Annotated in this window: 12 protein-coding genes; 9 read left to right on the forward strand and 3 right to left on the reverse strand. The window is 50.4% G+C overall.

Annotated elements, in window-relative coordinates; translation table 11 throughout:
* Positions 1 to 8: 8 nt before the first annotated feature.
* Genes Q0526_RS04525 through Q0526_RS04535 form a run of 3 tightly spaced genes read right to left on the reverse strand, consistent with a single transcriptional unit; the run spans position 9 to position 2,173 of the window.
* The gene (locus Q0526_RS04525; RefSeq protein ID WP_298731265.1) at positions 9 to 854 is read right to left on the reverse strand and encodes a hypothetical protein; all 846 of its coding nucleotides are present in this window, start codon (positions 852 to 854) and stop codon (positions 9 to 11) included.
* Positions 855 to 872: 18 nt separating this feature from the next.
* Positions 873 to 1,091 carry a hypothetical protein gene (locus Q0526_RS04530; RefSeq protein ID WP_298731266.1) on the reverse strand — a complete coding sequence of 73 codons (219 nt, stop codon included), beginning with the start codon at positions 1,089 to 1,091 and terminating at the stop codon, positions 873 to 875.
* Positions 1,092 to 1,123: 32 nt separating this feature from the next.
* The gene (locus Q0526_RS04535) at positions 1,124 to 2,173 is read right to left on the reverse strand and encodes a hypothetical protein (protein WP_298731267.1); all 1,050 of its coding nucleotides are present in this window, start codon (positions 2,171 to 2,173) and stop codon (positions 1,124 to 1,126) included.
* A gap of 61 nt (positions 2,174 to 2,234) precedes the next feature.
* Here Q0526_RS04535 and Q0526_RS04540 point away from each other — a divergent pair, with 61 nt between their 5' ends.
* The 9 genes from Q0526_RS04540 to Q0526_RS04580 all read left to right on the forward strand — a co-directional run bounded on the left by Q0526_RS04540 (position 2,235) and on the right by Q0526_RS04580 (position 11,033).
* Positions 2,235 to 2,555: a YabP/YqfC family sporulation protein gene (locus Q0526_RS04540; protein ID WP_298731268.1), complete on the forward strand. Its 321-nt coding sequence runs from the start codon at positions 2,235 to 2,237 to the stop codon at positions 2,553 to 2,555.
* On the forward strand, positions 2,545 to 3,699 hold the full coding sequence (locus Q0526_RS04545) for a sporulation protein YqfD (protein WP_298731269.1): 1,155 nt from the start codon (positions 2,545 to 2,547) through the stop codon (positions 3,697 to 3,699). Before Q0526_RS04540 ends, Q0526_RS04545 begins: the two co-directional genes overlap by 11 nt.
* 141 nt (positions 3,700 to 3,840) lie before the next feature.
* Positions 3,841 to 4,806, forward strand: a complete 966-nt coding sequence (locus Q0526_RS04550; RefSeq protein ID WP_298731270.1) for a PhoH family protein — start codon at positions 3,841 to 3,843, stop codon at positions 4,804 to 4,806.
* 23 nt (positions 4,807 to 4,829) lie between these two features.
* On the forward strand, positions 4,830 to 5,330 hold the full coding sequence (gene ybeY / locus Q0526_RS04555; protein WP_298731271.1) for an rRNA maturation RNase YbeY: 501 nt from the start codon (positions 4,830 to 4,832) through the stop codon (positions 5,328 to 5,330).
* Positions 5,320 to 5,814, forward strand: a complete 495-nt coding sequence (locus Q0526_RS04560) for a diacylglycerol kinase family protein (RefSeq protein WP_298731272.1) — start codon at positions 5,320 to 5,322, stop codon at positions 5,812 to 5,814. The genes ybeY and Q0526_RS04560 overlap by 11 nt, the downstream gene beginning before the upstream one ends.
* Complete coding sequence (era, locus tag Q0526_RS04565; RefSeq protein ID WP_298731273.1) at positions 5,795 to 6,706, forward strand: GTPase Era; 912 nt, start codon at positions 5,795 to 5,797, stop codon at positions 6,704 to 6,706. Before Q0526_RS04560 ends, era begins: the two co-directional genes overlap by 20 nt.
* Before the next feature lie 184 nt (positions 6,707 to 6,890).
* Positions 6,891 to 7,634 (forward strand): DNA repair protein RecO, encoded by a 744-nt coding sequence (gene recO, locus Q0526_RS04570; RefSeq protein WP_298731274.1) that lies wholly within the window; start codon positions 6,891 to 6,893, stop codon positions 7,632 to 7,634.
* Positions 7,635 to 7,652: 18 nt separating this feature from the next.
* Positions 7,653 to 10,025 carry an endonuclease MutS2 gene (locus Q0526_RS04575; RefSeq protein WP_298731275.1) on the forward strand — a complete coding sequence of 791 codons (2,373 nt, stop codon included), beginning with the start codon at positions 7,653 to 7,655 and terminating at the stop codon, positions 10,023 to 10,025.
* 147 nt (positions 10,026 to 10,172) lie between these two features.
* The gene (locus Q0526_RS04580) at positions 10,173 to 11,033 is read left to right on the forward strand and encodes a sigma-E processing peptidase SpoIIGA (RefSeq protein WP_298731276.1); all 861 of its coding nucleotides are present in this window, start codon (positions 10,173 to 10,175) and stop codon (positions 11,031 to 11,033) included.
* Positions 11,034 to 11,223 lie beyond the last annotated feature (190 nt).

An 11,223-nucleotide genomic window follows, 5' to 3' on the forward strand; every position in this document is an offset into this window, starting at 1 on the left:
TATGAAATTCATTTGGATTCTTCACCTTTTTCTTTCGAGAGCGGGGTGCTATTGTTGGCGATGGGGATGAAACGTTTGACAAATTTCCCTTGCCCGCGGCTGCGTACATAGAAGTAGCCGATAATCGAAAAGATAAGCGCGCCGATAAAATTGACAAAAAGATCCTCCATCGTATCCAGTAAACCAATATCCAAATAGCCGCCCAGCCCCAAAGCGGTCTGGGTTCCGTCCGCCTGCACTACGATCAAATCCACAATGTTATGAAGCGCCACGGGATGATTGCCACCCGTTGGGTCGAGCAAAATTGTGCCAATGCTATGAACGATACTGTCCTTCTGCATATCCAGAAAGAAAAACTGATCCATTACGCATTCGAAAAATTCCCATACCACGCCAACCGTCATGGAAAAGCAGAAGGCAACGATTGCAAGATATAAGGGGGAAAGATGAAAGCGAGCACGGCTGTGCCGATTGAGGATGTCTAGCAAGGAAAATCCGATTGCAGCACACAAAAAACCGTTTAAGGTGTGTAATACGGTGTCCCAATACGGGAAGGTCACGTAGTAGGCACCGATCTCTCCTAAAATTTCGGCGGCATAGATGAACAAAAGAATGATGATTTCCAGCGTGTTAGGCAGATCGATATCCAGCTTCCGCTCCAGTAAAGAGGGCAAGGAAAACAAAAGTAAGGTGAGTACACACAAGAAAACGTTCTCAAAATTTCGGTTGAAGATCTGTGCCAACATGACCAGCAGCACAGAGGTGCGAAGAAGAATGTAGACCAGCGTGACGGCTTTTTTCTCCTTCCAGAGAAGACGCAGCTCTTGACGTCGATTGCGTTTGGGCTGTTCCATAAGGGACTCCTTTTGCTATTATTCCAGCGTGAAATCTTTGGGATCCAATTCCGGAAGAACTTGGCGGTGGGGTACTCGCAGAAGAGGATCGTATCGGAAGCGACGGCAGCAGTAATAGGGAGAAACCACACCTTTCAGTTTACATAGAATCATTTTGGGGTCGGACGCCGGGGTTCCATGTAAGCAATAAGCGCAGGCTGGTGCAATCTTGCTGCCGTAATATACTTTCTTAAACATAGCGTCACCCCAAAATAAAGAAATATACTTTATTAATTATAGAAGTTTTGGCGAACCTTGTAAAGTGCGGCACAAATAAAGCAAAATCCTAAAAAGGCGGCATCCCACGGCAAACGATGTGTCGGAATGACACGGGAAGTCAACGTGCTGTATACAGCGGTGGCTCCGGGTAAAAAGCATACCAGCATACGTATCAAAAAGAACGATACAAAAAGGTGGATGCAACGGCTTACAGCCAAAAGACGTAGCGATCCTGTTCCCTGCAAGAGTACGGAAAGCTGCGCCCACACAGATAGGCCCAATACGCTGAGACAGAAACAGCAGCCGTACAATGCCCACTGCCCACCTTGTGCGGCGAAATCGAAGCATCCAGAACTGATTTCCAAAAGGGCGCTAAAAATAGGAAGTGCGATCGGATAAGGGGGAAGAAACGGTTGCATGACAGCGCTGACGATACGAAAAAAGAGAACGCATCCACAAACCTGCATACAACTGTTCACGGCTGTGTTCAAGGCCATGGAAAAGTTGGGTGTCGAGGCGGCCGTATCAGGATGAGATAGCGCGGATGTATCTTGCGAGGGTAAAAACGGCAAACAGCATGCGGCAGAAAGAAGGTTGGCGGCAATTTGTACAGCATACAAAAGTACACCCAGACGGAGATTCCCCAATAGCAGTCCTCCCACACAACCGATTACAAACCCGGGGCTGGAGCAGCAGCCCAACAACAATAGAAGATCAGTTTCCCGACGTGTAAGTTCACCATGACGAGAAAGGTGATGGGTGAGGCGGGCACAGACTGCATAGCCTCCAATCCAAGAAAGTAAAAGGGCAAGGCCGGCTTTTTCTTGCCGGAATCCAAACAAATAGGCAAGAAGTCTCAGCGCTGTGCCGTGTAAAGGGCAGGCAACCAACAATTCACAGACTACAAAAAAGGGAAACAGCGCAGGCAGTACGGTCTGCATACAAAGTTGTAAGCCGCTTTGAAATCCTTCCGATGCCAAACCGGGATTGCGCAGCAGCAAAAAGGAGAAAATTCCGCAAAGGAGAAGGGGAAGGCGCACGGTTTTCCAGTGTTGATTCATAGAATAGACCTCCGGTTACGTATATTGAAGGGATCAAGGATTCTTGCGGGAGGGCAGGGCTATGAAACGTCCGAAATATAAGCCGAGACGCACCCCTGCCAAAGGGGCTTCTCTGCGCGGTATGCTGGCACAACCGACCAAACAATTTTATCGTTTACCGGAATTTGAATTGCGCGGTGGGTATTTGATGACGGAAGGATGCCGCAAAGTGCTGGATTTTGGGGCAGAAAAAATTTGTCTGGACATGGGAAACTTTATAGTAACATTTTATGGCACAGAACTTCGGATAGAATCTTTGGCAGGAAAAAGGCTGATTCTGGCTGGACGGATTCAACACATTACATTTCAAAATAAATGGGAGGCATCCGAGCATGCAACGTAGCGTTTGGGCCGCAGACGATTTTGTGTTTCGGGTGCAGGGAAAGAATTTGCAGCGATTTCTCAATTTGGCGGCTGCGCAGGAAATTCGGCTGGCACAGTTGCGCTGGGAACCGGATGGTTTTACTGCGCGTGCGGTAGGCCTTGATTATCGAAAATTGGCCGCACTTGCGCGACAGGGTGGCTGGCAATTCACCGTATTATATCGTCGCGGTCCCGGACGTTGGGCAGAAAAGCTACTTCGCCGCCCGGGAATCCCGCTGGGCAGTTGCTTGTTTATGCTGCTTTTGCAATGCTTTGGGGGGCTTGTCTGGACGATCGATTTTGGAAACCTTGAAGAAGCTGAAGCTACGCGAATGCGGGCGCTTCTTTATCAAGCGGGGATTTACGAAGGCGTATGGTTGGATGATGAAACACTGGCTGCGGCACAAAATGTTGCTTTAGAGCAAAGTGATATTTTCGGTTGGGTTAGTTTGAACTTTACGGGCGGCTGTGTGTCCGTTGAAAGTACACCGGCGGAGTATCAAACCATCCAAGAAGAGGCTCCGATGCATCCCTTATATGCGAAAGCTGCGGCAGAAATTGTTGCCGTAGAAACCCAGAGCGGGTTCACGGCGGTAGAAGTGGGGCAGACTGTGGAGCAAGGACAGCTTTTGGTAGATGTGGTGCGATGGGGGCGGGAAGAAAAAGAGGTTTTGCAAGGTGCGGCGGGACGAGTTTTGGGGCGCGTACAAAAAAGCTATACCGCATACCAACCATATTCCGTAGAGACAGAATGCCTGTATGGAAAAAGTGAAAACAAGGAGACCCTATATTTGTTGGGGCATCCGTGGGAAATTGCTGCGCCTGATTCTGATTTTGCAGAAGGAAGCATGCAGGCAACATGGGAGCCGCTGCATTTGGGAAGAGTGAGTTTGCCGGGATGTATGTATCGTCAAACGATCTGGGAGGCTTCCCCTCAGAACATTACCTATTCTTCCCAGCAGGCACAAGCGCTGGCTCGTCGTGCCTGTCGAATCCAACTGCGCGAGGAATTTCCGGATGCGGTAATTGAATCAGAACAGCGTCAAATTACCCGTGATGAACAAGGCGAAACCTGTACCATTACCTATCAATTTTGTGCAGATATAGCTACCGGAACCCCTTAAAGCGGGAAAAGCAGGCGCATAAAAGGGTGCCGTCAAAAGAATATGAAAAATTTTGTGCAAAATAGACAATTTCTTTTGAGAAAAATTGTGATATAATCTGAATGGGTTACCATGATGTATCGTATATGGAGGGTAAGAAATTTGGCAGAGCAATCCATTGAATTGGATAGTATTGAACTGGCAGCCGCCATTTTTGGCAACTGCGACCAGAATATCCATCTATTAGAAAAAGAGTTCCGGGTTACGGCGGTTTGCCGCGGTTCGGAACTGCGTTTCAGCGGCGCTGAAAAAGATGTGGATGCAGCCGCTCATGCGGTGGATGGTATGGTTACTTTGATGCAGAACCACACCCCTCTGGAGGAACAAACCGTACGCTACTGCATTAGCTTGGCCCGTGATGGTGAGGAAAAACGGCTGCGGGAATTGACGGATGATTTTGTGGCCGTAACGGCTAAAGGAAGACCGATCCACCCCAAAACACTGGGCCAGCGGGAATATCTGGCCGCAATTCGAAAACATGCAATTACTTTTGGCGTAGGACCGGCCGGTACAGGCAAAACATATTTGGCCGTAGCGATGGCTGTAAAAGCTTTTAAGTCAAAAGATGTGAGCCGCATTATTTTGACACGTCCTGCGGTGGAAGCCGGTGAAAAGTTGGGCTTCCTACCGGGGGATTTGCAAAATAAGGTGGATCCTTATCTGCGACCGTTGTACGACGGATTGTTCGATCTGCTCGGCGCAGAAACGTTTCAGAAATTGTTTGAAAAGCAAATTATTGAAGTGGCACCGTTGGCTTATATGCGGGGCCGCACATTGGACGATGCATTTATTATTTTGGATGAAGCGCAAAATACTACCCCGGAACAGATGAAGATGTTTTTGACCCGTATGGGCGTGGGAAGTAAAGTGGTGGTTACCGGCGATGTGACGCAGGTAGATTTGCCGGATAAGGTCCGCAGTGGTTTGGTGGATGCTTTGACGGTATTGCGGGATGTTGAAGGCATTGCGCAGGTTTACCTGACTGAAAAAGACGTGGTACGGCATCGTCTGGTGCAGCAGATTGTAAAAGCTTATGAAAAAGCAGCCGGGCAGGCATCCCGGCGATAATATATACAGGAGGTCGATACCCTATGTCCAATAAAGTGCTGATTACCAATGATCAGAACGTTGTCAAAATTCCTTCCGGGCTGCGAATTTTGATTCGGCGGAGCTGCAACGCAGTACTGGATTTTGAAAAATTTGACGGATCTGCCGAGATTAGTGTGACATTCGTGGACAACAACCGGATTCATGAATTGAATAAGCAGTATCGCGACAAAGACTCGGCTACGGATGTACTAAGCTTCCCCATGGGAGAAAACGGCGAATATGACATCAACGAGGAGAACGGGTGCAAAATCCTAGGGGATATTGTCATCTCGATGGAACGGGCCATGGAACAAGCAGAGCTGTATGGTCATTCGTTACAGCGCGAGGTGGCGTACCTAACCGTACATTCCATGCTGCACCTTCTGGGTTATGACCACGAAGCCGGAGGTCTGGAAGCAGTACGTATGCGGGAAAAGGAAGAAGCGGTACTGATTAAATTGGGCTTGCCCCGTACCGTTTCGTACACCAGCGATGAAATCTGAGATTCGCCGTTTCGGCCGCGGATTTGCCTATGCATGGAACGGCATTCGTGCCGCTGTGCAGCAGGAAAGAAATTTCCGTTTTCATCTTTGTGCGGCGTGCTATGCCTTCGTGGCGGCATGGCTGGCGGGGCTTTCGGCTGTGGAATGGTGTTTGATCGTGCTGTGTATTGCGTCGGTCTTGGGGATGGAGTTGATGAACTCCGCTGTTGAACGCGCGGTGGACAAGCCGGACACTACCCACTGGTGGAGTGCCGGCGCCGCGAAAGATATGGCCGCCGGCGCAGTGCTGGTTGTGGCAGTGGGAGCTTTGGCGATAGGTCTTTTGCTGATCGTTCCCAAATGGATGGCTCTGTGGGGACGTCTGTGCCAATTTCCGTGGCTGGGCATTGTGTGCGTGATTGCCCTTGTACCGGCTTACCGTTTTATTTTCCGTTATGATTCAACACAGAAAGGCGAACAACCTAATGGCAAAACCGATTCCTGAAATGCCCAGCAGCGTTTTTGTGGCGCTTGTAGGGCGTCCGAACGTGGGAAAATCCAGTCTGACCAACTATTTGGTGGGGGAGAAGGTGGCAATCGTCACCCAGAAGCCTCAGACGACTCGCAGCCGAATCACGGGTGTGATCACCAAAGGACCAGTGCAATATGTTTTGATGGATACCCCGGGCATTCATCAAGCCCGCAATAAACTGGATGCACGAATGACCCAGACGGCGGCGGCAAGTCTCAAAGACGTGGACGTGACGATGATGCTGTTCGAGCCGGCCGGTGAGTTTACTGACTCGGAGCTGAAGATGATCCAAGCTCTGCAAAAAGGTGGTCCAGCTATTGCAGTCATCAATAAGGTGGATCTTTTGGATAGCTTTTCGGCACTTGCGCAGCGCAAACAGCAAATCGAAGACTTTGGCTGCTTTGACAGTGTGGTTACCGTTTCTGCCAAAGACGGTACAGGGTGCGAGGAGCTGTTTGCACTGCTTAAGCCGTACGGAAATGAAGGCCCCCATTATTTTGATGACGATGCCTTCACGGATATGCCGGAAAAAGAACTGGTCGCAGAATTGGTGCGCGAAAAAGCGCTTCTGTTTATGCGGGAAGAGATCCCTCACGGCATTGCTGTGGTGGTGGAGCGATTCAAAGAGCGCCCCGACAAAGACTTGATCGACATTGATGTGGACATCTACTGTGAACGAAAAAGTCACAAGGGGATGATCATTGGCAAGGGCGGGCAGATGCTCAAAAAGATCGCTTCGGCCGCACGGCTGGATATTGAAGAACTACTGGGTGTAAAAGTAAACTTGCAGTGTTGGGTCAAGGTGCGTGAAGATTGGCGGGATAACGAGCAACTACTGAATTCGTTGGGGTTCGCTAAGCCTTGACCATTGCTGCGGTGCCGCCGTTGGACAACTTTTCCCTTTCTACTATGCTATGATAGCAACAGCGGAAAGGGGGCAGCCAAGATGGCTTGTTTGGCAGGGGACTGGGCGCGTTTTTTGCAAACCGGAAGTATTTATGATTACTTGAACTATAAAACGCGGCAGTCTTTGCTGCGGGAGGATACCGATGCAGATTGCGACAACGGGGGTAGTGCTCCACCAAGTCAAAGTGGGGGAAGCGGATCAGATTCTGACACTGCTGACACCTGATTTGGGGATTGTCTCGGCATCCGCAAAGGGGAGTCTTCGGTTAAAGAATAAACTGTTTAGCGCTTCCGGTTTGTTTTGCTATTCCGAATTTACTTTGACCAGCGGAAGAAGTCACTACTTTGTGGATTCGGCGCAGGTCAAAAAAGTGTTCTATGGCGTGGCGGAAACAGTAGAAGGCATGTCTTTGGCTACCTACATGGCTGAGATTGCAATAGAACTTGCTCCCGCACCGCCGGAAGCAGATGCGCAGCTACGGTTGCTGCTGAATAGCCTGTATATGATCGGCACCAAAAAACTGCCTTTGCGGCAGTTAAAAACCATTTATGAGCTGCGTGCCATGAGTATGGCAGGGTACCAGCCTAATTTGCTGGCTTGTGCAGAATGTGGGCGTTATGATGGCGGAGAGTTCTATCTGGACCCCGTAGAAGGATACCTGCTCTGTGAAGCTTGTGCGGATAAAGCTCGCCATATTCCCAATTTGGATACCGCTGCACTGTATGCGCTCCGGCATATTTGTTTGGCGGAAGACCGCAAACTGTTTTCTTTCACGTTGGCGCCGGCCAGCCTAAAGGACCTATCTCGTGTCAGCGAACAATATTTGCTGGCACATTTGGAACATGGCCTAAAAAGCCTTGACTTTTTAAAAACTGTACTGGAATAAGGAGAAATAGCATCCCTCATGGATACTTCCTATAAAACAACACTGGAACTGGATAAAATCATAGCGCGGGCTGTACAACTGTGCGCTTGCCGCGAAACCAAAGAAAAAATGCAGGCGCTGGAACCGTATATGACACCGGAAGAAGAACGCTTTGCGTTGTCGCAGACCGATGCCATCAATGGGTTGCTAATCAAAAATGGCAGTCCGCGCTTCGGCAGTGTATCAGATGTGCGGCGTATTACGGCTCACGCCCAGAAAGGCGGCATCCTTTCTATGGGTGAACTCTTGGAAATTGCCGCCACCTTGCGCAATTTCGCGGGACTTTCCCAATGGTATGGCCTGAGCGATCACGATATGTTGCCGACAGATGATTTGTTTTATGCGCTTGCTCCACAGCCGGTATTGGAAAAGCAGATCAGCGAAAGCATCCTTTCACCTGAGGAAATGGCGGATACTGCCAGCATGACTTTACATGATCTGCGCAGGAAAATTCGCCAAACGGAAGATTCCATCCGCACCAAGCTGGATAACATCATTAAAAATTCTACCACTAACAAGTTTTTGCAGGATGCGGTTGTTTCGCTTCGTAATGGGCGATACGTAGTTCCCGTGCGGGCAGAATATCGCGGCGAAGTGGGGGGCGTTATTCACGATGTTTCCTCCACGGGTGCAACGATTTTTGTGGAACCCACCGCAGTGGTGGAAGCCAATGCACGGATCATGCAGCTGCGTGCACAGGAACAAGAGGAAATCACTCGGATTCTTTCCGCGTTTTCCGCGCAGGTTGGATCTTTGGAGCCGCAGTTTTCTTACAGTTACGACGCCATGCTGCAAATCGACTTGTTGCTGGCCAAGGCGCGCTTGGCGGTGGAACAAAACGCCTTTCTGCCTACCGTCAGCGATACGATTCGGTTCCGGCTGAATCGGGCTCGCCATCCGCTTATCGATAAAAAGCAGGTGGTCCCGGTGGATATTACGCTGGGTGAGGAGTATGACACGTTGGGCATTACCGGTCCCAACACCGGCGGTAAAACTGTTTCCATCAAAACGGCGGGACTTCTTAATGCGATGGCGCAGTATGGCTTCTTGATTCCTGCTCATGAGAGCAGCGTGGTCTGCACCTTCCGTGAATATTTGGTTGATATTGGTGATGAGCAAAGTATCGAGCAAAGTTTGTCCACCTTTTCCGGCCATATGAAGCGTATTGGCGGCATTCTGCAACGGGCCGGCAAAGGAACGCTGACTCTGATTGACGAGCTGGGGGCTGGTACAGACCCCGCCGAAGGCGCCGCCTTAGCGGTGAGCATCTTGGAACGGTTGCGCCGTCAGGGAAGCCTGCTGATGGCCACGACCCATTATGCGGAACTGAAAGTGTATGCGTTGGAAACCCCCGGCGTTGTGAATGCCAGCTGCGAGTTTAATGTGGAAACGCTGATGCCCACCTACAAACTTAGTGTGGGTGTTCCCGGTAAATCGAATGCTTTCTTGATCAGCGCAAAGCTGGGGATTCCTCAGGAGATCATCGATGCGGCACGGAATCATATGTCCAATGACGATAAGCGTTTGGACAGTGTGTTGGCACAACTAGATGACTTGAAATTACAGCTGAAAGAGGCGCAGGGAGAAGCGGAAAAGGCACGCTATGAAGCAGAGCATGCCTTGGAAAGCGCTGAAAAGAAGCGGGAAGAATTGGTGGCAAAAGGGCAACGAGAGTTAGAGGATGCCCGCCGTCAAGCTCATGAACTGATGCAGCAGGTGCAAAATGAGGCGTACGCACTGACGGATGAACTGCGCCGCATCCAAAAAGACGAGAAAACCAATGCAGCACAGCGCGCCATCCGCGCAAGGGAAATTGCCCGCAAGGACACAGAAAATCTTCTTAAGCGGACTGACGCCAAGCCGGTCAAACGGGAATATGTACCATTGAAAGAAGTACAGATTGGGCAAGAGGTTGTGATTGCAGAGCTCAATCAGTTGGCCACGGTGACCGCTCGGCCGGACCGGGATGGCATGGTGGAAGTACGTGCGGGTATTATGAAAACCAAGGTGCCGCTTTCCGGCTTGCGAGCACCGGATAAGATGGAAAAGCGCCCTGTGCGTGAGCCGCGCCGGTCCAGCACGCGGGTACAGTTGGACAAGGGCAGAAAAGCCAGTATGGAACTCAATCTGCTTGGTTATACGGTAGAGGAAGCCTTGGCAGAAGTGGATAAGTTCTTGGACAGTGGTATGCTGCGAGGACAGCAGACTTTGTATATCATTCACGGCAACGGTACCGGTGCATTGCGAAGTGCCATTCAAAAACACCTGCGTACTCATAAAGCGGTCAAAAGTTTCCGGCTGGGACGTTACGGCGAGGGCGAAAGCGGTGTGACCGTGGTGGAACTCAAATAAAGAAGCTGATTTCTGGCAAAGCGACCTGTCTCCTAGGGAGACGGGTCGCTTTTTTGTGTCTTTCACCGTTTGCGCATTTTCATCTCCTTCTCCCCATAGACTGGTAGAAAACAGTGTTCGCGTATAGGGGGCGGTGAAACGAAAACGGTGATCTATTTGGACGTGCTTTTGCTCGTCAACTTTCTAACTGCCTACTTTTTGCTGCTGGCGGCAGGTGTACTCAGTGGACAGCACGCAGCTTTTATCCGCATGCTGCTTGGCAGCGCGGTGGCGGCTTTGTCGGCACTCGTTCTGTTTGTGCCGGAACAACCCTATGCCATACAACTGTTATACAAGGTAGGGACCGCTTTTTTAATTACGGCGGTCACCTTCGGAACAGCCAATAAAGTGCGATTGTTGACGGCCGCATGTTGGTATGCTGCCATGAACATTTTGATTGCCGGACTGGCATTGCTGGTGGTTTTGCAAACCGGTACAAAACTTTTGCAAACAGGAAATTTGACGGTATATCTCAGGGTGTCGCCTTTGTTACTGGTGGGGCTTTCTGCTGCGGGGTGTCTTGCAGTGGAAATAGGAGCGCGCGTCTTGGAGCGGCGAAAACCTACGCCGGAGACCATTGGCGTGGAGGTGGAATTGGCCGGCCTGCCTGTCCATCTGCGCGCGATGCTGGATACCGGATGCCATCTGAAAGATCCGATCACATGCCTGCCGGTGTTGGTAGTTAGTTTTCCGGATGCCAAAAATCGATTGCCAGAAACGATCCGAACATATCTTATGGCTTGGTTTGATGGAAAGTCTCCGGGGGAGCCGCCAGACGGAGTACGTCTGCGATTGATCCCTTGCCAAACGGCCTCTCAGAGGAGTCTGTTGCCGGGGTTTGCTGTGCGGCAAATCGGACTGATTACTCCGAATGGCGTTTTGGCATTGGGGCGAAGTGCTGTGGCTTTCGCGCCGCAATCTTTTGGCAGTGATGGTTATGAAGCTTTGTATGGAAGAGATTTTTTGTGAATGGAGGAGGAAGCCACATGCAAACATTTAGACAGATGAACCGGGCGTTGTATCTGTTGTGTCTGCGCCTTTTTTCGCCGCAAGAACTGCACTATATCAACGGGGCGGATACGTTGCCGGCACCCTTGGACGCTAAGCAGGAGCAGCAAGCCTTGGCAGATTTGCAGGCGGGCAGATCGGAAGCACGGGA

The sequence above is a fragment of the uncultured Subdoligranulum sp. genome (assembly GCF_937890665.1).

Excerpts from the sequence above, each read along its gene's own strand:
- era (WP_298731273.1), top strand. The coding sequence starts at position 5,795 with ATGGCAAAACCGATTCCTGAAATGCCCAGCAGCGTTTTTGTGGCGCTT.
- Q0526_RS04545 (WP_298731269.1), top strand. The coding sequence starts at position 2,545 with ATGCAACGTAGCGTTTGGGCCGCAGACGATTTTGTGTTTCGGGTGCAG.
- Q0526_RS04575 (WP_298731275.1), top strand. The coding sequence starts at position 7,653 with ATGGATACTTCCTATAAAACAACACTGGAACTGGATAAAATCATAGCG.
- Q0526_RS04525 (WP_298731265.1), bottom strand. The coding sequence starts at position 854 with ATGGAACAGCCCAAACGCAATCGACGTCAAGAGCTGCGTCTTCTCTGG.
- ybeY (WP_298731271.1), top strand. The coding sequence starts at position 4,830 with ATGTCCAATAAAGTGCTGATTACCAATGATCAGAACGTTGTCAAAATT.
- Q0526_RS04540 (WP_298731268.1), top strand. The coding sequence starts at position 2,235 with ATGAAACGTCCGAAATATAAGCCGAGACGCACCCCTGCCAAAGGGGCT.
- recO (WP_298731274.1), top strand. The coding sequence starts at position 6,891 with ATGCAGATTGCGACAACGGGGGTAGTGCTCCACCAAGTCAAAGTGGGG.
- Q0526_RS04530 (WP_298731266.1), bottom strand. The coding sequence starts at position 1,091 with ATGTTTAAGAAAGTATATTACGGCAGCAAGATTGCACCAGCCTGCGCT.
- Q0526_RS04560 (WP_298731272.1), top strand. The coding sequence starts at position 5,320 with ATGAAATCTGAGATTCGCCGTTTCGGCCGCGGATTTGCCTATGCATGG.
- Q0526_RS04535 (WP_298731267.1), bottom strand. The coding sequence starts at position 2,173 with ATGAATCAACACTGGAAAACCGTGCGCCTTCCCCTTCTCCTTTGCGGA.